Consider the following 25,685-nt stretch of genomic DNA (forward strand, 5'->3'; position numbering starts at 1 on the left):
TTGCAGTTGCTGGACAACAGGAAGAAGTACCTTTACTTTTTCATATTTTCTCGCCATAATAATACCCCCTGATGTAGTACTTCCATTTTCCTACATCAGGGGGCGTTTTGTCTATTGTCCGTTTTTACTGGTTCAGTTCAGAGCCAGGGTTCGGCGTTTTTTTGTTTTGGTTATGTGGTTTTTTCGGGGGAAGAATGCGCTGCCCCAACCATTTCTTCCAGATCCGGGTGGAGGCCACACCGCAGGCAATGCCCAGCCCCGCCCCCACCAGCACGTCGCTGGGGAAGTGGACATACAGGTACAGCCGGGAAAAGCCCATGAGCACCGCCAGGGTGGCGGCGGGCCAGCGCAGCTTGGAGTGGCAGAGCATCAGCACCGTAGCAGCGGCAAAGGAGGCCGACGTGTGTCCGGAGGGGAAGGACGGGTCCTTGGGGCGGGACACCAGTAGGTCCACCGCCGTGTTCAGGTCACAGGGCCGGATGCGGTCCACTGCGTTTTTCAAAATCAGGTTGCAGAAAATCAGGCTCAGCAGCAGGGCCAGCAGCACCTGCGCTCCGGTGGCCTTCTCCTGTTTGCCCAGCAAAAAGAGCATGACCCCTACGAGGATCCAAATCATCCCCTTGTCACCCAGGGATGAGATAAAGGGCATGATGACATCCATCCATTCATTATGGAAGGACTCTGCGATCCAGTTGAGTGCGTTCATTTCCGCCATGGACAATGGATTCATGGCACCAACTCCTTTCCCTTGTCCTGTATCGTTATACTATCACAAAAAGCCGCACAGGAGCAAGATGATCGCAACTGTTTTAATAGGAATTTCATTCTCTTCTCACTTTCTTAAGAATAAGCCTGCACTGCCCCAATGATCTCTTGCCGCCTGGAAAAGAGTTCTTTGCGATCATACCCTTCTCCCAGGTTGAGGTAATGCCCTACCGCCCCTGGATAGGTGGGGTCCAGCCGGTGGGGTGAGGTTCCGTCCGCCACCGCTGCCCCTTTTTCGGGAATAAAAATGCCGTCCAGAGAATCCGGGTCCCCTGAGCAGCGAACGTACTCTACCGTGTAACCTTCTTCTTCCATCCGGCGGGCAACCGCACGCATAAGCGTAGACTTTCCGCAGCCCGCGCCTCCCTTGAGCACATAAAAGGCCTGCAACCCACTTTCTGTAACCCACTCATCATACAGCGACACAAATCCCCCGGCCGAATTGGCCCCTAAAAAATACTGTACCCGGTTGGATAACTCCCGCATACCATACCCTCCCATCAAAGTTTGCCTTTGACCCAGCTTATGCAGGGCCCTCTCTTCCGGGAACAAATGGCGGGAAAACCACAGGTTACAGCCAGTCCTCGATCACCTCCCGCACGGTGCACGGCGTCACCCCGCCCCGAATCAAAAGCTGCGCCAGCGCCTCGATCCGCCGAGAGCTGGCCGTGATGTCCAGAATCTCTATCCTCTCTCCTGTCTGGACAAGGTCAACCCGAAGCCCATAACTCTCCCAATCCATGGGGTCCGGCAGCGTTCGGATCAGAATGCGATACTGACAGGTCAGCGCTCGTCCGCTTTCCTCCGTCAGATCGGCTTCTCCGATCAAGATTTCACGCATGGGATCTCTCCTCCAATAAATTTCATTTTGTAACCTTTTCTGGTTTTATTGTAATCGCAAAGCCCCGGTTTGAAAAGGAATTTCGTTCGCCCTCTTTCGACCGGATTCTCCCCCATTCGTCCAAACCAGTACAAAAAAGCGGCCTTCCCCCTCTTCTCCCCGCCCCAAATGTCGAAATCTTCTGCCAGGTTCCACCCCAAATGCCCGTTTTCCGACGGGAGTTCCACCTTTTTCCATTCCCTGCCCACAGCCTTTGTTCCGATTTTATTCAAAACTTTTCCCCTGGCCGTTGACAAAGCCTTCCGTTTGTGCTAATATACCTCTTGCATCTAACCGGGATTTCCTGACACGGAGAGATGTCCGAGCGGTTTAAGGAGCCGGTCTTGAAAACCGGTGACCCGAAAGGGCCGTGGGTTCGAATCCCACTCTCTCCGCCATCTTTTTTCTTTATTCGGACCTGGAGAAGTACCCAAGAGGCCGAAGGGGCTCCCCTGCTAAGGGAGTAGGGCGTGTTGAGCGTCGCGAGGGTTCAAATCCCTCCTTCTCCGCCATAAGAAACGGCGTGACTATACGGTCACGCCGTTTTTCTGTATCCAGATTTAGGAGCCAGCAGTCTCACGGCTCCTCCTCGGAAACAGATAAGAAGACCATGCCATTACAGAAAGGCACAGGTGAGAACCATGAGTCAAATATTATTGGTAGAAGATGATATGTCCCTGGGCGCTGCGTTGGAGTTTTCTTTATCCGATGAAGGATTTACGGTAGAACGAGCCAGAACCCTTGCTCAGGCCCGCATCTCCCTGCAAGGCGCCATCCCCGATGTAATCTTGCTGGACGTCAACCTCCCGGATGGAAGCGGCTATGATCTCTGTAAGGAAATTCGCCAAAAGTCTCCGGTACCGATCATCTTTTTGACCGCTCTGGACGAAGAAGTCAATGTCGTCATGGGCCTTGAGCTGGGGGCAAACGACTATCTCACCAAACCCTTCGGCGTCCGGGAGCTGATCGCCAGGATCAAGGTACAGCTGCGCACAAGTCAAAACAAGAGCAAATCCCTTCTGTCCAGCCGAGATATCGTGGTGGACCTGTCGCAGATGACTGCGTCCAAGGCAAGGCAAGCGCTTTCTCTCACGCCGCTGGAATATAAACTTCTGGTGATGATGATGCAAAACCCCATGAAGGTGATGAAGCGGGAAAAAATTCTGGAGGCCATATCGGGCAGCGAGGGCAGCTTTTTTGATGAAAACACCCTGTCCGTCTATATCAAGCGACTGCGGGAAAAAATCGAGGACGATCCCAAAGTGCCCGCTCTCATCATCACAAAACGCGGCGCAGGGTATCAATGGAATGCGGAGGTGAAAAGCGAATGAAACAACGGTTTCTTTCCTCCAATCCGCAGTTTAAACGAAGCACGCTGGCGCTTCTCTCTGTTCTGCTCCTCTTACTGGGCCTTCAATGGTGGTGCTATCAGTCCGATCTCCAGCGGCAGAAGCAAGACTATATTGATCTTGTCGGCGCTATCAGTGCAAAGGCCGTTTCTATCAACCCCGACTGTGAACGGGAAATCATCCCCGCCATCACCACAGAGCTGAACGCACAGGCCCGGGCGGCCGGAAGAAACTGGATGGAGAAATACGGGATCACAAGCGCAGTAGAGAACAGCTTGTTCCCCAATCTTCACACACTGCCCCTGTCCTTTTTCCTCACCCTGGCAGCGGCCTGTATTCTGCTCGCGCTTCACTACGCGCAGCAGGCCGCCGTGCTGGACAAGGTCCGTGGGCTCACCGCAGCGGCAAAGCATCTTTTGAAGGAAGACTATCTCACCGAAGACATGGCCGCCGAACAGAAGGCCCGGGTCACCTACGATAACATCCTCCGTCTGGCCGTGGATGACCCCGACGTCACCGACGTGATCCGCTTCCTCCGGGCCCGGGAAATCGTCCATTTCCAGCGGTTCGGCAGCGCCCTGCAGCTGGTGCGGGAAAAGCTGGACCACAAAAACGTCTACTATACCAACCCTGCCTTCGACCGGTAACCCAAAACAAACCCATCCCCCGGCCTTTTGAAAAAGCCGGGGGATGGGTTTATTTCCCACTATTTCTTTCTACTGTTTCGGCAGGCTGCGGCAAACGCCAGCGCAAGGACCATGGGGACACAGGCATACCCTGCATTCACGGTCTCTTTCTGCTGCAGAACATATCCCGCGCCCACCAACGTAAGGACGAAAAACACGAGAAACAGAGCCAGAAAAACCTTGGTTTTGATCCCAAACACCTCCGCTCCTTTCAAATAGATCTCCTTCATTCCACCGGTTTCTCCCGGGTCAGGAGCTTCTTATAGGTGGCGTCCATGGCAAAAGCACCCAGAGGCGCGGTGATCACAATGGCCACCACCGCCACAGTGAGCACCAGATTGCCGCAGGGCAGGCCCATGGCCAGGGGCACCGAGCCAATGGCCGCCTGCACGGTGGCTTTGGGCAGGTAGGCCAGCACACAGAAGAGCCGCTCCTTTTTGGAGAGCGGGGTCCCCGTCATGCACACCGTGACGCCTGCCCCGCGGAACACCAGCGCCAGGAAGATCATAGCCACCGCCGCAGCCCCTGCCCCGGCGGCATAGCGGATATCCACCGCCGCGCCCACCAGCACAAACAGGATGACCTCTGCGGCGATCCAGAGCTTGCCCAGTTTCTCCGCCAGGCGCTTGGAAACAAAGGCCGTGCTCTTACTCTTCAGGGCGCAGGCCATGCTCACCACCGCCAGCAGGCCGGAGAAGGGCACCCGGCCCTCCAGCCAGGTCTCCACCGCCACCAGCAGGAAGGACAGGCCCAGAATCACCACCACCTTGGTGCTGTTTCGTACATAGTGCTTTCTGGCATAGGCCGTCTCAAAGAACCGGCTGAGCAGCAGCCCCACCACGGTGCCGCCAACCACTCCCAGCACAATGGAAACCGGGATGGCCAAAAAGTCTCCTGCGTGGGCGGCGCCCCCCTGGGCCATACCCGCAAAGGTGGTAAAGACCACAATGACATAAATATCGTCGCAGGACGCCCCCGCCATGATCATTTGCGGGATGCTCCGGTTGGTGCCGTAGCCGGTCTCCATGAGCTGCACCATCCGGGGCACCACCACCGCCGGGGACACCGCCGCCAGCACAGCCCCCAGCACTGCCGCTTCCAGCCGGGTGATCCCCAGAAGGGCTGGGGCCAGCAGCACATAGCCCGCCATCTCAAAGGTGGCCGGCACAAAAGACAGCATCACCGCCGGACGGCCTACCCGTTTCAGGTCGGCCAGGTCCAGGGAGAAGCCCGCCTTCAGCAAAATGATAATGAGGGCCATTTCCCGCAAATCCCCGGACACCGAGAGAATGGACGGGTCCAGCCAGTTGAGAACGTAGGGGCCCAGCAGAACGCCGGTGGCCAGCATCCCCAGGATCCGTGGAATGTGCAGCAGCTGGCAGACCGCCGCCAGGGCCAGTCCCACCAGGAAAACAAGGGCCAATGAGGTCAACATCTTTTTTCTTCCTCCCTTTGTGCGCAAAAAAGCCGATGCTTTCTGCGTCACGAATGATCACAGAAGTCATCAGCTTACCAAAGCGGTTTAGGGTTTTTCCCAAGGGAGAACTTCATTCCCTGGGGGTATTGTACCGGATTTTCTCTCCGTTGTAAACCCCGTTTTTCCTCCCCGCCCCGCCCTGCTCCCTGCTCCCCAACAAAATACCCCATTTCTCCGGAAAATTTCCAATTTCCTCTTGACGCTGCCCGGGTGAGAGACAGTATAATAAAATTAATCGACTTTTCTCAGGAAAGGACCCGAATTTGTCTATGAAAAGAGACCTCACCACCGGCAGCGTATTCAAAACCATCGTCTACTTCTCCCTTCCCTACCTGCTCTCCTACTTTCTCCAAACCTTATACGGCATGGCCGACCTCTTTATCATCGGCCAGTTCAACGGCCTGGACAGCACCACCGCCGTCTCCATCGGCAGCCAGGTGATGCATATGCTCACCGTCACCATCGTAGGCCTGGCCATGGGCTCCACGGTCATGATCGCCCGCGCCGTGGGCGGCAAAGACCTCCGGCAGGCCAGCCGGGCCATCGGCAACACCATCACCCTCTTTATGCTCCTGTCCGTGGCCTGCACCATCGTCCTGCTTTTGGCCGTACGGCCCATCACCGCTGTGATGTCCACCCCTTCCGAAGCCGTGGACGGTACCGTGCGCTACCTCACCATCTGTTTTATTGGCATTCCCTTTATCACCGCCTACAATATCATCAGCTCCATCTTCCGGGGCATGGGCGACTCCAAAAGCCCCATGTATTTCATCGCCATCGCCTGCACCGCCAACATCGCCCTGGACTATCTTTTCATCGGCTTCTTCCATCTGGATACGGTGGGCGCCGCCCTGGGCACCACCCTCTCCCAGACCATCAGCGTGCTGGTCTCCCTGGCTGTCATCCGCAAGCGGCAGCTTCTCCCTGCCATCCTCCCCAGAGACTTCCGCCCCAACGGCGCTGTCCTGGGCAATATTCTGAAAGTGGGCATCCCCGTGGCGGTCCAGGACAGCCTTATCCAGATCTCCTTCCTGATTATCACCGTCTTTGCCAACCGCCGGGGCATCAACGACGCCGCTGCCGTGGGCATCGTGGAGAAAATCATCAGCGTTCTCTTCCTGGTGCCTTCCTCCATGCTCTCCGCCGTCTCCGCCCTCTGTGCCCAGAACATCGGCGCGGAGCGCCACGACCGGGCCCGTCAGACCATGCGCTACGCCATCATGATCGCCGTCTCTTTCGGCGCTGTCATCGCCGTGGCCATGCAGTTCCTGGGTGCCCCTGCCGTTTCCCTCTTTACCAACAACCCGGAAACCATCCTTCTGGGCGGACAGTATATGCACGGCTATGTCTGGGACTGCATCTTCGCCGGCATCCACTTCTGCTTCAGCGGCTACTTCTGCGCCTACGGCCTGTCCCTGCTCTCCTTCATCCATAACTTTATCGCCACCCTCTGCCTCCGCATCCCCCTGTCCTATCTGGCCGCTACCCACTTCCCCGATACCCTCTTCCCCATGGGTCTGGCCTCTCCCGCAGGGTCTACCCTGTCGGTGATCATCTGCGTGGCCGTTTACTTCTGGATGAACCGCACCCTGGCCCCCCTCCGGGAGCAGAAGAAACACTGAATCCCTTTGCCCAGCAATGCAGGCAGACACCTTGGTGTCTGCCTGTTTCTTTTCCCTCTTCGTTGACAGATCGCAGCGTTTCCAATATAATAAAGAAAAGGACGAGACATCCTGACAATTCCTTTGGAAAGGAGGTCCCCTTCCTGATGAAAAAGTTTCCCATCCTCTTATCTGCCGGGGCCGTGCTTCTGCTGGTGTTCTGCGTTGTGGTCACCATGCTCTCCCCCCGCTACCAGGCCTCCAAACTGCTGGACACTGACCTGCCCCGGCCAGTCCAGACCCAATGGGAGGACAACCACGGCGGCTTCCATGGCGACGGCATCTTTCTGGGACAGCTGACCTTCAGCCCCTCCTCAGGAAAGTCCCTGGAGAAGAACCTGGCCCAGGATGCCCGTTGGAAACCCCTTCCAATGGGGGAAACGCTGGTGCTCTTTCTATCCGGCGGGGAAAAAGACGGCGTAACTTACGGGGGAGTCTGGCCGGAAGGCAAGGCCATCCCAGCCGTGGAAGAAGGGTATTCCTTCTTCCTGGACCGTCTCCACAACACCACCGCCGACGACCTTCTGCTGGACGATTCCTCCCACAATATCACTGTGGGGCTCTATGACTGCCAGCAGTCCACCCTGTATCTCTTTACCTATGACAGTTAAATACGATCCAAACCGCAGGCAGACACCTTGGTGTCTGCCTGTTTCTTTTTCCCTCTTGACAAATGCAGAAAGCAGCATATAATGAACATATGAACAAATGCTCATACGTTAGGAGATGATTCTATGGATGATCCCCGCACCGCCCCCTGCTGCGACGTCACCCGAGTCCACGACCAACTGGTGGATCAGGTCCGGCGGGAGATGCCCGACGAGGACACCCTCTACGACCTCACCGAACTCTTCCACGTCTTTGGCGACTCCACCCGCATGCGCATCCTCTACGCCCTGTTCGCCTCCGAGCTGTGCGTCTGCGACATTGCCGCCCTGCTGGGCCTCTCCCAGTCCGCCATTTCCCACCAGCTGCGTCTGCTGAAAAACACCCGGCTGGTCACCTCCCGCCGGGAGGGGAAAACCGTCTTTTACTCCCTGGCCGACGACCACGTGAAAACCATCATCGACCAGGGACTGGAACACGTCCACGAATGATCCGTTCCTGTTGGAATCCTATGCACTATGGAGGTACTTTGCTATGAAAAAACGGTTCCGTATGATCGACCTGGACTGCGCCAACTGCGCCGCCAAAATGGAAACTGCCATCCGCAAGATCGACGGCGTGCAGGACGCCACCGTCAGCTTCATGACCCAGAAACTCACCATCGAGGCCGATGAGGCCCGCTTTGAGGCCATCATGGATCAGGTGGCTGCCGCCTGCAAGAAAGTCGACCCGGACTGCTCCATCCAGCGGTAACCGGGAAAAGGAGGTTATCCCATGGGTTCCCTCACCCCCAAGATGAAAAAACGTCTGGTCCGGATCGCCCTGGCCGCCCTGCTCCTGCTGCTGGTGTCCCGGCTGCCCCCTCTGGGCCTGCCCTTCGTGGGCTACCTCATCCCCTACGCCATTGTGGGCTGGGATGTGCTGTGGAAGGCCGGCCGGACCATCCTGCGAGGCCAGGTCTTTGACGAAAACTTCCTCATGGCCCTGGCCACCATAGGAGCCTTCTTCACCACCGAGTACGCCGAGGCCGTCTTCGTGATGCTCTTCTACCAGCTGGGCGAGTGGTTCCAGGACTACGCCGTGGGCAAGTCCCGCCAGTCCATCGCCGCCCTCATGGACCTGCGCCCGGACGAGGCCAACGTAGAGCAGCCTGACGGCTCCGTGGAAGCCATGGACCCGGAGGATGTCCCGGTTGGGGCGGTCATCCTGGTAAAGCCCGGCGAGCGGGTCCCTCTGGACGGTACCGTTCTGGAAGGACAATCCACCCTGGACACCGCTGCCCTCACCGGGGAATCTCTCCCCCGGGACGCCGGTCCCGGGGACACCGTCCTCAGCGGCTGCATCAACCAGAAGGGCCTGCTGCGCCTCCAGGTCACCAAGCCCTTTGCGGAGTCCACCGTAGCCCGTATCCTGGACCTGGTGGAAAACGCCAGCGAGAAAAAGGCCCGGAGCGAACAGTTCATCACCCGCTTCGCCCGGTACTACACCCCCTGCGTGGTGATTGCCGCTGCCATCCTCTTCCTGGCCCCTACCCTGCTGCTGGCCTTTCTCCCGGCGGCCTCCCTCCCCGGCTTCCTGGCCGGGACCCTGTGGAGCGACTGGCTCCACCGCGCCCTCATCTTCCTGGTGATCTCCTGCCCCTGCGCCCTGGTGATCTCCGTCCCCCTGAGCTTCTTCGGGGGCATCGGCGGGGCCAGCAGGCACGGCATCCTGGTGAAAGGCAGCTGTGACCTGGAAGGTCTGGCCTACGCCGAGACCGTCCTCTTTGACAAGACCGGCACCCTCACCCAGGGGGCCTTTACCGTGACCCAGGTCCAGCCTGTTCTGCCCGGCCTGGACCGGGAAAAACTTCTCACCGCCGCCGCCCTGGCGGAGCACTGGTCTGACCATCCCATCGCCCAGTCCCTCCGGGCCGCCTGCCACGCACCCCTGGACCCGGCCCGGGTCTCCCAGCCGGAAGAGCTGCCCGGTCTGGGCGTTCAGGTGCTGGTGGACGGGGTCCCGGTGCTGGTGGGCAACCACCGTCTGATGGAGCAGCAGTCCATCCCCCTGCCGCCCCTCCCCCTTACGGGGACCCTGGTCCACGTGGCCATGAACGGCCAGTACGCCGGGTGCATCGCCATCTCCGACCTGCCCAAGCCCGGGGCCAGGGAGGCCATTTCCTCCCTGAAAGCAAGCGGCGTCAAGCAGGTGGTCATGCTCACCGGAGACACCCAGGAGGCCGCCGCCCCGGTGGCCCAGGCTCTGGGGGTGGATTCCTTCCATGCCCAGCTTCTGCCCCAGGATAAGGTCACCCTCACCGAAACCCTCCTGGCCCAGACCTCTCCCAAAGGAAAGCTGGTCTTTGTGGGGGACGGCATCAACGACGCCCCGGTGCTCACCCGGGCGGACATCGGCATCGCCATGGGGGCTCTGGGCTCCGACGCTGCCATCGAGGCCGCCGACATCGTCCTCATGGACGACAAGCTCCCCGGCATCTCCTGCGCCATGGGCATCGCCCGCAAAACCCTGCGGATCGTCCACCAGAACATCTGGTTTGCCCTGGGGGTCAAGGCTGTGGTGCTGGTGCTGGGCGCCCTGGGCATGGCCTCCATGTGGGCCGCGGTGTTCGCCGACGTAGGGGTGGCCGTGATCGCCATTCTCAACGCCATGCGGGCCCTGCGGGCATCCAAGACCTGACCCTTTTCCTCCCGTCACCAAGGAGCGGACCGGAACACCCGGTCCGCTCCTTTTGTCCTTGTCTCTTGTTCCCCTTCCCTTTATAATAAGGAAGAAAACATCCCGGACCGAAAGGAGGCCCTCCCATGGGACCCAAACTCATCCTCACCGGAAAACCCGGCAGCGGGAAATCCACCCTGGCCCGCTGGGTCCTTTCCCGCCTGCCCCAGCCCTGGGCCGGGTACGAGACCTTCCTCACAGAGCAAACCCCCGTGGGGCCCCTCTTCGCCCTGCGGGCCCTCCCCAGTGGGGAGACGGCGCCCATCTCCCGGCTGGCCGAGGGACGCATCCAGGGCATCCCTGAAACCTTTGAGGGTCTGGGTACGCAGGCTGTGACGGAAGCCCTCACCGGTCCCGCCCCCACGCTTTTGCTGGACGAGGTGGGCCGGTTTGAGCAAACCTGCCCTGCCTTTCTCTCCGCCGTCTCTCAGGTGCTGGCCAGCCCCAAAGCCGCCGTGGTGGTGGTAAAGAAAGAGGATCTGCCCCACCTGAACCATCTGCGGGAGACCCCCGGCGCTCTGGTGGTGGACCTGGACGTCACGCCCCTGCTGGACGCCCGCCTGTCCCTGCTGCGGGCTCTGGGGGACGACACCCCGCCCCTCTCCCTTGGCCTTACCCTCCGGCTGTATCAGGGGGAAAAATCCTTCGGTCCCGGGCCCATGGCCCTGCTGGAAGGGGTCCGGCGCACCGGTTCCCTCCACCAGGCCGCAGCGCACATGGGCATGGCCTACTCCAAAGCCTGGAAACTCATGGGCCAGCTGGAGACCCGGTGGGGCTTTCCCCTTCTGGTGCGTCAGTCGGGGGGAAGCCGGGGCGGCGGCTCCGCCCTCACCCGAGAGGGAGAGGACCTGCTGCGCCGGTATCAGGCCGTGCTGTCCCGGGCGGAAGAGGCCGCCCAACAGGCCATGACCGATCTTTTCCCATCCTTTTGACAAATCGTTATTCTCGTGATAGAATAACGTCCGCCAAATGAAAAAAAGGAGGATTTCCCCATGATGCCCCATTCTCTCCGGCAGCGGAGCACCGCCCTGGCGCTGGTCCTGGCCCTGACCCTGTCTCTGCTCCTGTCTGCCTGCGGAAGCAGCAACCAGCCTGCCGCCGATCAGCCCGACGCTGCGCAGCAGACCGCCATCGTCCTCACCGACCAGGCCGGCCGGGAGGTCAAGCTGGATGCCCCCGCCCAGCGGCTGGTAAGCTGCTACTACATCACCACCTACGCCACCATAGCCCTGGGTCTGTCGGACCGGGTGGTGGGCCTGGAAAAGAAGGCGGATACCCGCCCCATCTATGAAATGGCCGCCCCCGACCTGCTCACCAAGGACCAGGTGGGTACCCTGAAAGAGTTCAACGTGGAGGCCGCCGCCGCCCTGGAGCCTGACCTGGTGCTCATGCCCAAGAAGCTCATGGACTACGCCGACGCCCTCACCCAGCTGGGCATCCCGGTCCTTATCGTGAACCCGGAAAACCAGGAGAGCCTGGAAGAGATGCTCACCCTCATCGGCAAAGCCTGCGGCGCAGAGGAGAAGGCCCAGGCCCTGCTGGACTACTACCACCAGCAGACCAAGCGCATGGAGGACTGGACCCGGGACGCAGAAAAGCCCAGCGTCTACATGGCCAGCAACTCCTCCTATCTGGAGACTGCGCCGGACACCATGTACCAGGCCAGCCTCATTCAGTTGGCCGGAGGAACCAACGCCGCTGCCCAGCTGGAGGGGGATTACTGGACGGAGGTCTCCTATGAATCCCTGCTGGCCATGGCTCCGGACGTGATGATCCTGCCCGCCGGGGCTTCCTACACGGTTCAGGACATTCTGAACGACCCCCAGCTCAAGGATCTGCCCGCTGTGAAGAACCAGGCCGTATACCAGATGCCCCAGGGCATTGAAGAGTGGGACTCCCCCATTCCCTCCGGTATTCTGGGGGCCCTGTGGCTCACCAGCGTTCTGCATCCTGACCGCTATCCCTTCCAGGACTTCACCAAGGATGCTCAGGACTTCTACAAGACCTTCTACGGCTTCACCCTGGACGCCGCTCTCATCACCCAATAATTCTCACACCCAAAAGGGGAAAGCGCCATGAAACCTTCTGCCCGCCAAATGACCGTCCTTGTTCTCACCCTGCTGCTCTGTCTCGGTCTATGGGCTGCCTCGGTTTGCGTGGGGAGCTTTCCCCTTTCCCTTTCCCAGATCGCCCAGATCCTCCGGGGAGAGGCCCCGGGGACCATGGAGGCCCGGGTCTTTTGGACTCTCCGTCTCCCCCGCTCCCTCATTGGCCTGCTGGCCGGGCTGGGCCTGGGGCTGGGAGGCGGCGTGTACCAGCTGCTCTTCCGCGACCCCCTGGCCTCCCCCGACCTCACAGGCGTCGCCTCCGGGGCCTCTCTGGGGGCCGCCTGCGCCATTGTGCTGGGGGCGGGCAGCGCCCTGGCCATCATGGCGGGGGCCTTCCTTCTGGGGATGCTGTCTCTGGTTCTGGTGCTGCTGCTGGTGCGGGCCACCCGTCTGGACGAAACCGGCACCTACATCCTGGCCGGTATTCTGGTGTCTTCGGCGGCGGAAGCTGTGCTCATGTGCCTCAAGCGCATGGCCGACCCGGAGCATGAGCTGGCCGCCATTGAGTTCTGGACCATGGGGAGCCTGGCCTCCGCCACGGCCCAAAAGCTTCTGCTCCTGGCCCCGGCGGTGGGCATCCCTCTGGTCCTGCTCCTGCTGCTGCGCCGGGAGATCACCCTGCTCTCTTTGGGGGACGAGGACGCCCGCAGTCTGGGCCTTTCTCCCGGCTTCTGGCGGGGGATGCTGCTCACCCTTACCACCCTGATGGTGGCTGCGCTGGTGTCGGTCACCGGGGTGATCGCCTTCGCCGGGCTCATCGCCCCCCACATCGCCTATCTGCTCCTCCGGTCCCGCAGCAGGGGGTACCTCCCCTTATGCGCCCTGGTGGGGGGCTGTCTGCTGCTGGCCGCCGACCTGTTGGCCCGCAGCCTCTCCCCGGGAGCGGAACTCCCCTTAAGTATCTTCACCATCTTCTTCTCCGTGCCTCTGCTGGCCGGGCTGCTCTGCCGAAAAAGGAAGGCGATCTATGGAACCCTTGATGACCGTAACTGACCTGACCGTGGGCTATGAGGCCCCGGTGGTCACGAATCTCTCCTTCTCTGTGGAGGCCGGAGAGATCGTGGGCCTGCTGGGCCGCAACGGCAGCGGGAAAACCACCCTGCTCCGGGGCCTGACCGGAAGCGCTCCCCTGATCCGAGGGAAGGCCGCCATCCGCGGCGTCTCCCTGCTGGGCCTGCGGGACCGGCAGAGGGCCAGGCTCCTCTCCCTGCTCCCCCAGCGCACCGCCCTGCTCCCCGGTTTCACCGCCGGGGAACTCATCGCCATGGGCAGCTACGCCGCCCGAAACCCCTTCCGCCCCCGGCCCAGACAGCTGTCCCACCAGGTCCGGGACGCCGCCCGGCGCTTTGGGATCGAGCCCCTGCTGGACACCGACTGCGCCCAGCTCAGCGAAGGCCAGCGGCAGCTGGTGTACCTGGCCCGCTCGGTGGTGCAGAACGCCTCGGTCCTGCTGCTGGACGAACCCAACAGCGCCCTGGACTATGCCCACACCCACCTGGTCTTTCAGCAGCTGCGCCGCCTGATCACCCAGGAGGAAAAGGGGGCCCTGCTGGTCCTCCACGACCCGGGGCTGGCTCTGCGCTGGTGCAGCCGGATCGTCCTGCTGGAAGAAGGCGGCCTCTCCCCCTCTCTCTCGGTGCCGGAGGCCACCCTTTCCCAGGCGGAAGCCTTCCTCCGACGGCTCTACCCCACCCTGCGCCTTTTGAAAGACCGGGAGACCGGCTGCCTGCTTCCCTACCTGCCCTGACCCCCGTTCTCTCCTTCTTCCCGGGAAAGAACGGGGTTTTTTGCGGAAAGCCGTTCCTTTCTTCCGGGAGCTATGGTATACTGGACCCAATCTCGCTGCCCCGTCCCGCCGGTTCGGGGCCTTCTTCTGCCTGGGGCAGAAAATTTCATCCATCACGGAGGATGTCCGTATGCTGACCATCCAACAGTACGTCCGGGCCAAGAGCCTGGAAGAAGCCTATACCCTCTGCCAGGATAAAAAGAGCGTGGTCCTGGGAGGGATGCTCTGGCTGAAACTGCAAAACCGCGCCGTCACCACCGCCATCGACCTGTCTGACCTGGGGCTGGACACCATTCAGGAGACCGACGATGCCTTCCAGATCGGGGCTATGGTCACCCTGCGCCAGCTGGAGACCCACCCCGGTCTGGCTGCCCTCACCCAAGGGGCCATGGAAACCTGCGTAAAACCCATTGTAGGGGTCCAGTTCCGCAACCTGGCCACCATCGGCGGCAGTCTCTTCGGCCGCTTCGGGTTCTCTGACCTTATCACCCTCTTCCTGGCCCTGGACGCCAAGGTGGAGCTCTACCACCGCGGGGTCCTCTCCCTGGAAGAGTTTCTGTCCCTGCCCCCCCAGCGGGACATTCTGGTCCAGGTCCACCTGCCCAAGGCCCCTGCCCAGGTGTCCTACCTGGCCCAGCGGAACCAGTCCACCGACTTCCCCACCCTCACCTGCGCTCTGGTCCGGCGCCCGGGGGAAGCCGTCCGCTGCGCCATCGGCGCCCGACCCAACCGGGCTGAACTCTTCCTGGACGAAGAGGGCCTGCTGGCCCAGGGCATCACCCCCGAAACCGCCCAGGCCTTCGGGGAGGACATCGCCAAGCGGGCCAAGTTCGGCAACAATCTCCGGGCCAAGGCCGCTTACCGGCAGGCCATCTGCCCGGTGCTGGTGCGCCGGGGCCTGCTGCGCTGGAAGGAGGAAGGATAACCATGGAACTGCATCTCACCCTCAACGGCGTCCCCACCGTGGGGACCATCGCCCCGGACACCCTGCTGCTGGATTTTTTCCGGGGCCAGGGCTGCCTCAGCGTAAAGCGGGGCTGCGAAACCTCCAACTGCGGTCTGTGCACCGTTCTCATGGACGATGTCCCCGTCCTCTCCTGCAGTCTCCTGGCCGCCCGGGCTGAGGGTCGTAAGGTCACCACCCTGGAAGGGCTGCAGGAGGAAGCTGCCGCTTTTGTGGGCTTCATCGCAGACCAGGGCGCTGAGCAGTGCGGCTTCTGCAACCCCGGCTATGTGATGAACACCATCGCCCTGCTCCGGGAGAACCCCAACCCCACCGACGAGGAGATCCGCCAGTACCTGGCAGGCAACCTCTGCCGCTGCTCCGGCTACGAGGGCCAGCTCCGGGGGATTCGGGCCTACCTGGACAGCCGGGACCAGGCGGCCCAGGACTGACCATACTTTTTAAAAAGTATCATACAGCAGAATAGTTTTCTTGACCAAACCCATTTCAAATGGTAAAATATAGACAGAGCGATACACCCTTTCTCCGTAAATTTCATTCACATTTCCGGAAGGAGTGAATCCTATGGCACTGAGTTTGGTCCTTCTTTTTGGTCCTCCTGTCCTGGTCTTGATCCTGGCCCGAAAGAAACCCGTCCCCCAGCTGATCCTGTGGGTGGTTGTGGCTGAGGTCCTGGGCCTGCTGGCCCGCTTTGTGGCCGTGCCGGTGGTCTTGGGACTGCAAATGGGCCTGCCCCAGGAGGCATTCCAGTCCTACCTCACCACCTACTTGACCATGGCCAAGGCTACCATGGCGCTGCCTGTGGGCGCCTCTGTGCTCTTCGCCGCCATCCTGCTGGTCTGCGCCGCAGCTTACCGGACCCGGGCGGCCAAATAAATTTTTCTGTCCTCTTCCCCCTGCCGTAATCCCTTCCGGCAGGTTTTTTTTCTCCTTCCCCTGCGCCGGGTCTTTATGGTATAATAGTATGATTTGTATTCTCTGAACCAGGAGAGCTCCGCCGGGGCCCTCTGCCAGAAGGGAGCAGACACATGAAACAGAACTACAAAACCGTAGGGCAGCCCCTGCGGAAAAAGGACGCCATGGGCTTGCTGCTGGGAAAGCCCGCTTACGTGGATGACCTCACCTCCAGGCACTGTCTGGTGGTCAAGGTCCTGCGCAGCCCCCACGCCCACGCCCTCATCCAGTCGGTGGACGCAGGCGAGGCCAGGGCGGTACCCGGGATCGTAGGGGTATACACCTACGAAGACGTACCCCAGAACCGCTTCACCAACGCCGGGCAGACCTACCCCGAGCCCAGCCCCTATGACCGGCTCATCCTGGACCGCCGGATGCGGTTTGTGGGCGACGCCGCCGCCATCGTGGCCGGAGAGACCGAGCGCGCCGTGGACGATGCCTTAAAAAAGATCAAGATCACCTACGAGGTGTTGGAACCTGTGCTGGACTTCCGCACCGCCAAGGACAACCCCATCCTGGTCCACCCGGAGGACTCCTGGCGGTCTCTGTGCCCGGTGGGCGCCGACCAGCACCGGAACCTCTGCGCCAGCGAGGAGGGGGATCTGGAAGGGGTCTTTTCTCAGTGCGAAGAGATCGTGGAGCACACCTGGCACACCAAGGCCTGCCAGCAGGCCATGATGGAGACCTTCCGCACCTACACGGAGATGGACCCCTACGGCCGTCTCCACGTGGTGAGCTCCACCCAGATCGTCTTCCATGTGCGGCGCATCCTGGCCAACGCCCTGAACATCCCCAAGTCCAAGATCCACGTGGAGAAGCCCCGGATCGGCGGCGGCTTTGGGGCCAAGCAGACGGTGGTCGCCGAACTCTACCCCGCCTTTGTCACCTGGAAGACCGGCCGCCCCGCCCAGATCATCTACTCCCGGAAGGAGTCCCTCATCGCCGGCTCTCCCCGGCACGAGATGGAGGTCAAGGTCAAGCTGGGCGCCATGAAGGACGGCACCATCCGGGCACTGGAGGTCTACACCCTCTCCAACACCGGAGCGTATGGAGAGCACGGTCCCACCACCGTAGGCCTCTCCGGCCATAAGTCCATCCCCCTCTACACCAACAACCTGGAGGCCTTCCGGTTCTCCTGCGACGTGGTGTACACCAACGTCCAGGCAGCGGGTGCTTACCGGGGCTACGGCGCCACCCAGGGTATCTTTGCTGTGGAGTCCGCCGTGAACGAGCTGGCCGAGCGGCTGGGGCTGGACCCGGTGGCCCTGCGGGAAAAGAACATGGTCCGGGAGGGCCAGATCATGCCCGCCTACTTCCACGAGCCCGCCTCCGCCTGCGCCCTGGACCGGTGCATGGCCCAGTGCAAGGAAACCTTCCGCTGGGAGGAAAAGTACCCGGTCCGGGACATGGGCAACGGAAAGGTCCGGGCCGCCGGGGTGGCCATGGCCATGCAGGGTTCCGGCATCTCCGGCATCGACGTAGGCTCCGCCACGGTCAAGCTCAGCGACGAAGGGTTCTATAACCTCTCCATCGGCGCTGCCGACATGGGCACCGGCTGCGACACCATCCTGGCCCAGATCATGGCCGAGTGCATGGAGTGCAGCCTGGATAACATCGCGGTCTTTGGGGCGGACTCCGACGCCTCCCCCTATGACTCCGGCTCCTACGCCTCCTCCACCACCTACGTCACCGGCAAGGCAGTGGAAAACGCCTGCCTCCAGCTGCGGGAGAAGATCTGCCAGATCGGCGCAGAGCTTCTGAACACCACCCCCGACCAGGTGAGCTTCTCCGGGGAAGGGGTCAGCAAGCTGGATGGCACCGGCAGCGTCTCCCTGGCGGAGATCGCCACCAAGTCCATGTGCGGCAACGGCACCGCCGTCCAGGCCACCTACACCCACACCTCCCCCGTCTCTCCCCCGCCCTTCATGGTAGGCATGGTAGAAGTGGAGGTGGACAAGGAGACCGGCGGCGTGGAAGTGTTGGACTACACCGCCGTGGTAGACTGCGGCACCCCCATCAACCCCAACTTGGCCAAAGTCCAGGCCGAGGGCGGCATCGTCCAGGGCATCGGCATGGCCCTCTATGAAAACGTCACCTACACCGCCGACGGGGAGATCCAGGAAAACTCCCTCATGCACTATAAACTCCCCACCCGCCTGGACATGGGCAAGCTCCACGTCTCCTTCGCCCCCAGCTACGAGGAGACCGGCCCCTTCGGGGCCAAGTCCATTGGGGAGATCGTCATCAACACCCCCTCCCCCGCTCTGGCCCACGCGGTCTATCGGGCCACCGGCGTCTGGCACCGGGAACTCCCCATGACCCCTGAGCGGGTGCTGCTGGGAACCGGCCAGCCGTGATCCATCTGCTCTATCTGGCGGCAGGCAGCAGCCGTCGGTTCGGGGCCAACAAACTGCTGGCCCCCTTCCGGGGTCTTCCCCTCTTTCTCCACGGACTGACCGTTCTGGAGAAGGTCTGCGCCCAGCGGACCCACTGCACCCTGCGGGTGGTCTCCCAGTACCAGGAGATTCTTGACACCGTAAGAAAGAAGGGCCTTGTCGGGGTGGAAAGCCCCCAGAGCCCCCTGGGCCTGTCCTACACCATAAAGGCAGGGCTTTCCACCCTGCCCCCCCTGGCCCCGGAGGATTTTCTGGTCTTTGCCGTAGCAGACCAGCCCTTTCTCTCAGAGGAGACCCTCACCCGGCTGCTGGACGCCGCCCGGCCCGGCGTCACTGCGGCCTGCGTCAGCTGGGACGGCCAGCCGGGAAACCCCACCCTGTTCTCTGCCAGTCTGGCCCCGGCGCTCCATGCCCTCCAGGGGGATCAGGGCGGCCGGGTAGTCCTCCGGCAGAATCCCTGTCTGCTGGTTCCCGCCGCCAGCCCAGAAGAAGGGCGGGACATCGACACCCCCCAAGACTGGTCAGCCCTGGAAGGATCTCCCTGTCTTGACAACCCGCTTTCCCAGTGATACAATCCCTCTCAATAGGGGAGCTGCAACGGCGGCTGAGAGGAAACAACGGTTTCGACCCTGTGGCTTCGGCCACGAACCTGATGCGGGTAATGCCGACGTAGGGAATTGTTTATCTGATCCAAGTAAACGGTTGTCTGGGTGGATGCTTCGCACAGGCAGCCGTTATTTTTATTACTTGGGGGGTTCTATCCATGAGAACATATCACACGCAAATGGAAGCTGCCAAAAAAGGCATCATCACACCGGAGATGCAGACCGTCGCCCGGAAGGAGTACACGGACCCGGAACAGATCCGCGCCCTGGTGGCTCTGGGCCAGATCGCCATCCCGGCCAACGTCCGCCACACCGCCCTCTGTCCTGAGGGCATCGGCAAAGGATTGCGCACCAAAATCAACGTGAACCTGGGCATCTCCGGGGATGCCAGCGACTATGAGGCAGAGCTGGACAAGGTCCGCATGGCCCTGAAGTTCGGGGCGGAAGCCATTATGGATCTGTCCAACTACGGCAAGACCAACACCTTCCGCCAGCAGCTGGTGGAGATGTCTCCGGCTATGATCGGCACCGTCCCCATGTACGACGCCATCGGCTACCTGGAGAAGGACCTTCTGGAGATCACCGCCCAGGACTTCCTCAAGGTAGTCCGGGCCCACGCGGAAGAGGGTGTGGACTTCATGACCATCCACGCCGGCATCAACCGCCGGGCGGTGGAGGCCTTTAAGCGGGACAAACGGAAGATGAACATCGTCTCCCGGGGCGGTTCCCTCCTCTTTGCCTGGATGGAGATGACCGGCAACGAAAATCCCTTCTACGAATACTTCGACGACGTGCTGGACATCCTCCGGGAGTTTGACGTGACCATCAGCCTGGGCGACGCCCTGCGGCCGGGCTGCATCGACGACAGCACCGACGCCGGTCAGATCGCTGAGCTCATCGAGCTGGGCGCCCTCACCAAGAGGGCCTGGGAAAAGGACGTGCAGGTGATGATCGAAGGGCCCGGCCACATGGCCATGAACGAGATCGCCGCCAACATGAAGCTGGAAAAGCGGATCTGCCACGAGGCCCCCTTCTATGTGCTGGGTCCTCTGGTCACTGACATCTTCCCCGGCTACGACCACATCACCTCCGCCATCGGCGGGGCCATCGCTGCGGCCAGCGGGGCCGACTTCCTGTGCTACGTCACCCCGGCGGAGCACCTGCGCCTGCCCGACGCAGCCGACGTGAAGGAGGGGATCATGGCTGCCCGGATCGCCGCCCACGCCGCCGACATTGCCAAGGGAGTCCCCCACGCCCGGGACCTGGACAACAAGATGGCGGAAGCCCGCCACAAGGTGGACTGGGAGGAAATGTTCCAGATCGCCGTGGACCCGGACAAGGCCCGGGCTTATTTTGAGAGCACACCGCCGGCCGACCGGCACACCTGCTCCATGTGCGGCAAGATGTGCGCTGTGCGCACCACCAACCTGATCCTGGAAGGAAAGACCGTGGCGTTCTGCACCGAACAGTGACAGGCTCTGCGCCACGTCCGGGCCGGAGGGCCCGAATCAAAATCAACATCAGTTAGGAGCGAAAACCTATGACCACAAAAAACTGGCTGTCAGACCTGCGCCGGCAAATTCGCATGGATGCCCCTCTGATCCTCTGTCTGACCAGCCCCGTCTACCTGCGGGACTGCGCCAACGCCATCTCCGCCCTGGGCGGTAAGCCCGTTCTGGCGGAGCACCCCGGCGAAGTGGGAGAGATCACCGCTTCCGCCGGCGCCCTCTACCTGAGCCTGGGCTCTCTCACCGAGGGCCGCATGGAGGCTATGCAGATCGCCGTGGCCGCTGCCAAGCAGGCAGGGGTCCCCTGGCTGCTGGACCTTATGGAGGCGGAGCACAGCCAGCTGCGTCTGTCCTTCGCCCGCCGGCTGATGGAGGGCATGGCCCCCGCCCTGGTGAAGGGCACCGCTGAAGAACTCCGTGCCCTGGCCGGGCTGCCTGCTCCCGCCCCCCAGGGGGAGACCGGGGAGCGCAGCACCCTGGAAGCCGACGCTGACACCGCCAGACAGGCGGCCGTTGCCCTGCGCACGGTGGTCCTGCTCTCCGGCAAGGTGGACCTGATCTCTGACGGAAGCCGCACGGTGGCCGTGCGCAACGGCAGCCACCTGCTGTCCTACGTCCCTGGCTCCGGCTGTGTCCAGGGTGCCCTGGCTGCCGCCTTCCTGTCCAAGGAAGAGCCTTTCCCCAGCGCCGTGGCCGGGGCAGCCGTTCTGGGTCTGGCCAGCGAGTTCTCTGCCAAGGGTTTTCAGAAGCACGGCAGCATCACCCAGTTTGCCGACGGCATCGTCGACGGGGTCTTTGCCCTGGACGACGACACCCTGGAGTCCGGCCTGAAACTGGGCTCCCTCTGACCCGCACTCCCGCAAAGCAGCAATCCCCATCCCTGCCCTTGGTGATAAGGGCAGGGATGGGGATTTTGTGCTCTTACAGCGCCAGAAGGGTTATTTCCGTGGGATAGATGGGAGAACTCCGGTAACGCAGATAAAACCGGTATCCCGGGGCCATCTCCTGGATCATCCGGGGGATCTTCCACAGGTCCTCGTTGTTATGGTAGACAGAAAAGAGGAGCTTGGGATGGTCCCGGACGATATGTCCCCTGGCCCCCAGCAGGGCCTTCTGCTCAAAGCCTTCAATGTCTGCCTTGATGAGGGTCACCGGCTCCGGGATATCCTCGTCCAGGGTGGTCACCGTAACCGTCGTCCCCTCGCCATCGCCCAGGGTGTTGGCGGAGGCAGAGACGCTGTTTCCCTGTAAGGTCAAGGTGCCGGGAACGTCCCCAACCCCTTTCATCCGGCAGTCAATGTCCCGATAGCCCTCCAGATTCCGGGTGAGGATGCCGAAGGTCTCCGGGGTCACTTCATAGCAGATGATCTTTTTATAGCAGTCCTCCCCGTAGTTGTCCAGATAGGACAGCACCGTATCCCCGGTGTATGCCCCCAGGTCCACCACCACCTCGTCCTTGGTACAGGTCACCAGGTCCAGGTCAAAATAGGGGTCGAAGAGATTCTCACAGGCAGAAGCCGTGGTGGTAAAGTCGTACCGGTACCAGTTGCTGAGCACTGCGTACAGGGTTTTCTTGGACCGATAGTCCTCCAGCCGCTGGTACAGCCACACAAAGTCGTCCAGATGCTGGGAAAGGGCCTTGCCCTTCTCCTCGATCTCCTCATAAATCCCATTCTCCACGTCCAGCTTCCCCCAGTAGAGAAACTGGTTGAAGAAGTTCATACAGCTGCGCTGGATCTCCTTGGGGATCCCCTCGAACCCTCTGCGGATGCGATGGTACAGCTCCTTTTCGCTGAGGAGCTTGATCTCCCCCACCAGTTCATAAAAGCGCCGGTCAATTCCGTTCATGGCATCACCCTCCTGGTTCACTATATCCCCGGGCGGGAAAAGTATGACCGGAAAAAACGCCCCCAACTACAAAAGCGCCCCGTGGGACAAAGTCCCACGGGGCGCTGCGCTGTTGGTTTCCTATCTTTTACTTCGACCGCTTCAGCACTTCCACCAGGAAGGTATAGAGCCGCTCCACCGAGGAGATGCTCAGCCGTTCTCTGGGGGTGTGGATCTCCAGAAGGTCCGGCCCGATGGACACACAGTCCAGGCCGGGCATCTCGCCTGCGAACAGGCCGCATTCCAGCCCGGCGTGAATGGCCTCGATCTTGGGGTCCTTGCCGTACTGCTCCCGGAAGACTTCTACCATCAGGTCCCGCAGAGGGGATTCCTCCTGGTACTGCCAACCGGTGTACTCACCGGCAAACTCCGTCCGGCCGCCCAGCTGGGTCATGAGGCAGGCGATCCGATCTTTCAGCATCTGCTTCTGGGAATCCACCGAGCTGTGCACGCTGAAGGAAGCCCGGACTGCGTCCCCTTCGGTCACCAGGATGCCCAGGTTCAGGGAGGTCTGCACCAGGCCGGGAATCTCCGCGCTCATGGCGTAGATGCCGTTGGGCAGGCAGGTGAGCATACAGATCACCTTGTCGGTCCCCGCCTGGTCCATAGGGGCTTCTCCCTGGGGCAGAGGCTCTGCCTTCACAAACAGGCCGGGGTCGGTCACCCGGTACTCATTTTTCAAAATGGCGTCCATGGCCTGGATGGCTTCCTGGGCGGCAGCGCCGTCGGCCACTGCGATCTGCGCCCGGCTCTCCACGGGGATGGCGTTGTCCTTGAGGCCGCCTTCCACCTTCCCGATCCGCAGGGCAGTCTTCTGGGCCACCTGCTGGAGCACCCGGCCCAGGAGCATATTGGCGTTGGCCCGGCCCTTGTGGATCTCTGCGCCGGAATGGCCGCCGGTGAGGCCGCCCACGGTGAGCACCAGGCCCACGCCCGCAAAGGGAACCCGGGCCACCGGCAGGATGCAGGTGGTGGTGTTGCCCCCGGCGCAGCTCACCGTAAAGACCCCTTCCGCCTCGGAGTCAATAGACTGCGTACCATTCTTAATGCAGACCATATTATAGTATTGGATCAGGGGAAAGTGATAGAGGAAGGAAAAAGTAAAGAATTGCTTGCCTATAATGGATTATTTTCAAAACTATATCAAACTCAGCAAAATAATTGTGAGTGGAAATTTTGATAATGAAAATTCGCAAAAGAAAAATCAAGATAGTTACTGCTGCTGCTGTTGTAACGGTAATCGTATTTATAGGATGTGCATGTTGCTTTGCTTATTCGCGAATTGTTCCTTCGCATGCGGTTGAAAGAGAAGCAATTAGCTCTTATCATGGTGAAATTATTCATATTGACGGGTTCGATATTTGGAGCAATCTTATAAATAAAGCTTTCATTTCCTGCAGTCATTGCAATGTTTTTGTATGGATTAAATACAATCTGCGATATGTTTTTTATCGGTAGATATGTAGGAGAAACAGCGTTTGCCGGAGTCTCAATTGTGTCTCCACTGACACAGATTCCGCTTGGGTTAGGATCTCTTGTGGGCGTTGGTGCAGGATCCTATTTAAGTATTTTAATTGGAGAAAATAACACACAAGTTCAGAAACGTCTATTAGGTAATGCGAATTCTGTTATGTTAATTTTTACAGTCATTGCGATGGCTTTGGGATTTTTATTCTTGAATCCGTTACTTAAAATTATGGGAGCGAGTGGGCAGGAACTTTTATATGGAAGCAGCTATTTCAAAATCACGTTGATAGGATCTTTATTGTGGATTGCGGGATTAGCCTATAACATGATTGTTAGAGCTGAAGGAAAAATGAAAATGGCTGCTCTGATGATGGGCATAGGTATGATTGTAAATATTATAGCTAATTATATACTAATGGCCATCTTAAATATGGGTGTAGAAGGTGCTGCATGGGGAACAAATATTGCTATGTTTGTCTATGTTATTTTGTTCTTTCTATATTGCAAAACAGGACACACAAGTTTTGAAACTAATGAATACAAATTATACTACGATAAAGAAGTAATAAAAGAAATAGTATCACTTGGGATGCCTTCATTTATACTGTCTGTTATGACAGTGATTCAGGGGATAATTATTCTTAAAGCTCTCAATAGCTATGGGTCAACGTCAGATGTGGCTTTTTACGGAATTGCCTTTCGAATTATGAACCTATTGATGACACCAATTTATGGACTAATGCGGGCATTGCAACCCGCTGTTGGCATAAACTATGGTGCTAAACAATACAATCGAGTAATTAGCTTTTATAAAATCTTTTCATTTGTCGCATTTGTATTAGTCTTGCTTATGTGGCTTCCTTCCGTATTGTTTCCCAATGAAATTATTCGTATGATGATGCCGGATGCCTCTTTTGGAATAGAAAGCATTAGTTACTTCAGATTTATAATAAGCATCGTGCCATTGCTTTGTATTGTTTTGACAGCAATGACATTTTGGCCCGCAATTAAAAAGCCGAAGCCGGCGATGCTAATTGGAATCGGACGACAACTAATTCTGTATATCCCTCTAATGATTATCTTACCAAAAATATTTGGAATATCGGCCATATATTATGGTTCTTTTGCAATTGATGGATTTCTATCACTGATTATTACCTTTATGATGTTGCATGAATTCAAGACACTAAGACAACAATTATAATCGCTAATAAATTTGCTACCGTAAAAAAACAGATCAGATAATAGTTCTGAAAAGAAAATATAGTATAAAGCAAGTGTTGGATAACATCAAAGATAAAGCGATTACTTGCAATAATAAACCCTATTATAGAATAGGCAGTTGTATGAAATGAATTATAAAAACGATGAACGACAATGGTTACTCTGCCCTGTTTGCAAGAATAAAACACGATTGCAAATCAGAAAAGATACGGAGTTGAAAAACTTCCCTCTATTCTGTCCGAAATGCAAGCAGGAAACACTAATCAATGTGAAACAATTTAATGTATCAGTTATCAAAGAGCCAGATGCAAAGACACAGAGCCGGTGATTCACAGTTATAGAACTGTAATTGCCGGCTCATTTTATATTAAGGAGAAATTAACTAATGCAAAAGTTGCAATATACAAGTTATATATGACCGCCGTTTTTATCCTGCTTGAATAAAGAAGCGGAGGCTTAAAATCAATCATAACCTATGAAAACACGGCGGTATCAAAGGAGGTATGCAGGAAGAAAAGCTGCTTTCCTTTGTGAAAAGCGATAAGGTCTATTACAAGTATTATGATGAACTTATCATTCTGCTTGGTACAGGGCTTCGTATCTCCGAGTTGTGCGGACTAACGGACAGAGATATTGACTTTGAG

At 59.1% G+C, this 25,685-nt stretch carries 28 protein-coding genes, 2 tRNA genes, 1 pseudogene and 2 riboswitches; of the genes and pseudogenes, 23 read left to right on the forward strand and 8 right to left on the reverse strand.

Features of this window, described 5'->3' with window-relative positions; genetic code table 11:
• Nucleotides 1-124: 124 nt before the first annotated feature.
• The 4 genes from SOR61_RS01375 to SOR61_RS01390 form a co-directional block, all read right to left on the reverse strand.
• Nucleotides 125-730, reverse strand: a complete 606-nt coding sequence (locus SOR61_RS01375; protein WP_320610909.1) for a phosphatase PAP2 family protein — start codon at nucleotides 728-730, stop codon at nucleotides 125-127.
• Nucleotides 731-840: 110 nt separating this feature from the next.
• Entirely contained in the window at nucleotides 841-1,251 is a 411-nt protein-coding gene (locus tag SOR61_RS01380) for a hypothetical protein (RefSeq protein WP_320610910.1), read from the reverse strand.
• Nucleotides 1,252-1,336: 85 nt separating this feature from the next.
• The gene (locus SOR61_RS01385; RefSeq protein WP_320610911.1) at nucleotides 1,337-1,606 is read right to left on the reverse strand and encodes a DUF6514 family protein; all 270 of its coding nucleotides are present in this window, start codon (nucleotides 1,604-1,606) and stop codon (nucleotides 1,337-1,339) included.
• Complete coding sequence (locus SOR61_RS01390) at nucleotides 1,591-1,878, reverse strand: hypothetical protein (protein ID WP_320610912.1); 288 nt, start codon at nucleotides 1,876-1,878, stop codon at nucleotides 1,591-1,593. The genes SOR61_RS01385 and SOR61_RS01390 overlap by 16 nt, the downstream gene beginning before the upstream one ends.
• Before the next feature lie 78 nt (nucleotides 1,879-1,956).
• On the opposite strand from SOR61_RS01390, the gene SOR61_RS01395 reads away from it, so the two are divergent.
• The 4 genes from SOR61_RS01395 (at nucleotide 1,957) to SOR61_RS01410 (ending at nucleotide 3,641) form a co-directional block, all read left to right on the forward strand.
• Nucleotides 1,957-2,043 (forward strand) — tRNA-Ser (locus SOR61_RS01395).
• A gap of 22 nt (nucleotides 2,044-2,065) precedes the next feature.
• Nucleotides 2,066-2,157: transfer RNA gene (locus tag SOR61_RS01400), tRNA-Ser, on the forward strand.
• Nucleotides 2,158-2,286: 129 nt separating this feature from the next.
• A complete protein-coding gene (locus SOR61_RS01405) occupies nucleotides 2,287-2,976 on the forward strand; it encodes a response regulator transcription factor (protein ID WP_320610913.1) in 690 nt (229 codons plus the stop codon).
• Complete coding sequence (locus SOR61_RS01410) at nucleotides 2,973-3,641, forward strand: manganese catalase family protein (protein WP_320610914.1); 669 nt, start codon at nucleotides 2,973-2,975, stop codon at nucleotides 3,639-3,641. Before SOR61_RS01405 ends, SOR61_RS01410 begins: the two co-directional genes overlap by 4 nt.
• Before the next feature lie 59 nt (nucleotides 3,642-3,700).
• Here SOR61_RS01410 and SOR61_RS01415 read toward each other — a convergent pair whose 3' ends face one another.
• Together SOR61_RS01415 and SOR61_RS01420 are read right to left on the reverse strand one after the other, a co-directional pair.
• Complete coding sequence (locus tag SOR61_RS01415) at nucleotides 3,701-3,910, reverse strand: hypothetical protein (protein ID WP_320610915.1); 210 nt, start codon at nucleotides 3,908-3,910, stop codon at nucleotides 3,701-3,703.
• Nucleotides 3,907-5,115 carry a cation:proton antiporter gene (locus SOR61_RS01420; protein ID WP_320610916.1) on the reverse strand — a complete coding sequence of 403 codons (1,209 nt, stop codon included), beginning with the start codon at nucleotides 5,113-5,115 and terminating at the stop codon, nucleotides 3,907-3,909. Before SOR61_RS01420 ends, SOR61_RS01415 begins: the two co-directional genes overlap by 4 nt.
• A 53-nt stretch (nucleotides 5,116-5,168) precedes the next feature.
• Nucleotides 5,169-5,244: riboswitch (Fluoride riboswitch) on the reverse strand.
• A 182-nt stretch (nucleotides 5,245-5,426) separates the two neighbouring features.
• Between SOR61_RS01420 and SOR61_RS01425 the strand changes: the two genes are divergently transcribed.
• The 16 genes from SOR61_RS01425 to SOR61_RS01500 all read left to right on the forward strand — a co-directional run bounded on the left by SOR61_RS01425 (nucleotide 5,427) and on the right by SOR61_RS01500 (nucleotide 21,311).
• The gene (locus SOR61_RS01425; protein ID WP_320610935.1) at nucleotides 5,427-6,779 is read left to right on the forward strand and encodes an MATE family efflux transporter; all 1,353 of its coding nucleotides are present in this window, start codon (nucleotides 5,427-5,429) and stop codon (nucleotides 6,777-6,779) included.
• Between the two features lie 146 nt (nucleotides 6,780-6,925).
• Nucleotides 6,926-7,429: a hypothetical protein gene (locus tag SOR61_RS01430; RefSeq protein ID WP_320610917.1), complete on the forward strand. Its 504-nt coding sequence runs from the start codon at nucleotides 6,926-6,928 to the stop codon at nucleotides 7,427-7,429.
• 123 nt (nucleotides 7,430-7,552) lie between these two features.
• Nucleotides 7,553-7,915, forward strand: a complete 363-nt coding sequence (locus tag SOR61_RS01435) for a metalloregulator ArsR/SmtB family transcription factor (protein ID WP_320610918.1) — start codon at nucleotides 7,553-7,555, stop codon at nucleotides 7,913-7,915.
• A gap of 43 nt (nucleotides 7,916-7,958) precedes the next feature.
• Nucleotides 7,959-8,177, forward strand: a complete 219-nt coding sequence (locus SOR61_RS01440) for a cation transporter (protein ID WP_320610919.1) — start codon at nucleotides 7,959-7,961, stop codon at nucleotides 8,175-8,177.
• Between the two features lie 21 nt (nucleotides 8,178-8,198).
• Complete coding sequence (locus SOR61_RS01445; RefSeq protein WP_320610920.1) at nucleotides 8,199-10,103, forward strand: heavy metal translocating P-type ATPase; 1,905 nt, start codon at nucleotides 8,199-8,201, stop codon at nucleotides 10,101-10,103.
• A 125-nt stretch (nucleotides 10,104-10,228) separates the two neighbouring features.
• Nucleotides 10,229-11,074 carry a nucleoside-triphosphatase gene (locus tag SOR61_RS01450; protein ID WP_320610921.1) on the forward strand — a complete coding sequence of 282 codons (846 nt, stop codon included), beginning with the start codon at nucleotides 10,229-10,231 and terminating at the stop codon, nucleotides 11,072-11,074.
• A 60-nt stretch (nucleotides 11,075-11,134) separates the two neighbouring features.
• Nucleotides 11,135-12,190 (forward strand): ABC transporter substrate-binding protein, encoded by a 1,056-nt coding sequence (locus tag SOR61_RS01455; RefSeq protein ID WP_320610922.1) that lies wholly within the window; start codon nucleotides 11,135-11,137, stop codon nucleotides 12,188-12,190.
• 27 nt (nucleotides 12,191-12,217) lie between these two features.
• Complete coding sequence (locus tag SOR61_RS01460) at nucleotides 12,218-13,243, forward strand: iron ABC transporter permease (protein ID WP_320610923.1); 1,026 nt, start codon at nucleotides 12,218-12,220, stop codon at nucleotides 13,241-13,243.
• A complete protein-coding gene (locus SOR61_RS01465; protein WP_320610924.1) occupies nucleotides 13,218-13,997 on the forward strand; it encodes an ABC transporter ATP-binding protein in 780 nt (259 codons plus the stop codon). Before SOR61_RS01460 ends, SOR61_RS01465 begins: the two co-directional genes overlap by 26 nt.
• 169 nt (nucleotides 13,998-14,166) lie before the next feature.
• On the forward strand, nucleotides 14,167-14,961 hold the full coding sequence (locus SOR61_RS01470) for an FAD binding domain-containing protein (RefSeq protein ID WP_320610925.1): 795 nt from the start codon (nucleotides 14,167-14,169) through the stop codon (nucleotides 14,959-14,961).
• A 2-nt stretch (nucleotides 14,962-14,963) separates the two neighbouring features.
• Nucleotides 14,964-15,431 carry a (2Fe-2S)-binding protein gene (locus SOR61_RS01475; protein ID WP_320610926.1) on the forward strand — a complete coding sequence of 156 codons (468 nt, stop codon included), beginning with the start codon at nucleotides 14,964-14,966 and terminating at the stop codon, nucleotides 15,429-15,431.
• Between the two features lie 133 nt (nucleotides 15,432-15,564).
• Nucleotides 15,565-15,876, forward strand: a complete 312-nt coding sequence (locus tag SOR61_RS01480) for a hypothetical protein (protein WP_320610927.1) — start codon at nucleotides 15,565-15,567, stop codon at nucleotides 15,874-15,876.
• 152 nt (nucleotides 15,877-16,028) lie between these two features.
• Nucleotides 16,029-18,311, forward strand: a complete 2,283-nt coding sequence (locus SOR61_RS01485; protein ID WP_320610928.1) for a molybdopterin cofactor-binding domain-containing protein — start codon at nucleotides 16,029-16,031, stop codon at nucleotides 18,309-18,311.
• The gene (locus SOR61_RS01490; protein WP_320610929.1) at nucleotides 18,308-18,919 is read left to right on the forward strand and encodes a nucleotidyltransferase family protein; all 612 of its coding nucleotides are present in this window, start codon (nucleotides 18,308-18,310) and stop codon (nucleotides 18,917-18,919) included. Before SOR61_RS01485 ends, SOR61_RS01490 begins: the two co-directional genes overlap by 4 nt.
• A gap of 6 nt (nucleotides 18,920-18,925) precedes the next feature.
• Nucleotides 18,926-19,043: riboswitch (TPP riboswitch) on the forward strand.
• A gap of 70 nt (nucleotides 19,044-19,113) precedes the next feature.
• The gene (gene thiC / locus SOR61_RS01495; protein ID WP_320610930.1) at nucleotides 19,114-20,427 is read left to right on the forward strand and encodes a phosphomethylpyrimidine synthase ThiC; all 1,314 of its coding nucleotides are present in this window, start codon (nucleotides 19,114-19,116) and stop codon (nucleotides 20,425-20,427) included.
• Nucleotides 20,428-20,495: 68 nt separating this feature from the next.
• Nucleotides 20,496-21,311, forward strand: coding sequence for a hydroxyethylthiazole kinase (locus tag SOR61_RS01500; protein ID WP_320610931.1), 816 nt, complete (start codon nucleotides 20,496-20,498; stop codon nucleotides 21,309-21,311).
• A gap of 73 nt (nucleotides 21,312-21,384) precedes the next feature.
• On the opposite strand, the gene SOR61_RS01505 is transcribed toward SOR61_RS01500, so the two are convergent.
• Both SOR61_RS01505 and SOR61_RS01510 read right to left on the reverse strand, forming a co-directional pair.
• On the reverse strand, nucleotides 21,385-22,311 hold the full coding sequence (locus tag SOR61_RS01505; protein WP_320610932.1) for an FkbM family methyltransferase: 927 nt from the start codon (nucleotides 22,309-22,311) through the stop codon (nucleotides 21,385-21,387).
• Nucleotides 22,312-22,438: 127 nt separating this feature from the next.
• Nucleotides 22,439-23,407: a peptidase dimerization domain-containing protein gene (locus tag SOR61_RS01510; protein WP_320610933.1), complete on the reverse strand. Its 969-nt coding sequence runs from the start codon at nucleotides 23,405-23,407 to the stop codon at nucleotides 22,439-22,441.
• 345 nt (nucleotides 23,408-23,752) lie between these two features.
• Here SOR61_RS01510 and SOR61_RS01515 point away from each other — a divergent pair, with 345 nt between their 5' ends.
• The 3 genes and pseudogenes from SOR61_RS01515 to SOR61_RS01525 all read left to right on the forward strand — a co-directional run.
• Nucleotides 23,753-25,021: an MATE family efflux transporter gene (locus SOR61_RS01515; RefSeq protein ID WP_407066489.1), complete on the forward strand. Its 1,269-nt coding sequence runs from the start codon at nucleotides 23,753-23,755 to the stop codon at nucleotides 25,019-25,021.
• 147 nt (nucleotides 25,022-25,168) lie between these two features.
• Nucleotides 25,169-25,369, forward strand: a complete 201-nt coding sequence (locus SOR61_RS01520; protein WP_320610934.1) for a cysteine-rich KTR domain-containing protein — start codon at nucleotides 25,169-25,171, stop codon at nucleotides 25,367-25,369.
• 178 nt (nucleotides 25,370-25,547) lie between these two features.
• Nucleotides 25,548-25,685, forward strand: a pseudogene (locus SOR61_RS01525) (tyrosine-type recombinase/integrase); the annotation flags it as partial.

Origin of the sequence: Evtepia sp., assembly GCF_034090835.1 — a bacterium.
Classification (GTDB): Bacteria; Bacillota; Clostridia; order Oscillospirales; family Oscillospiraceae; genus Evtepia.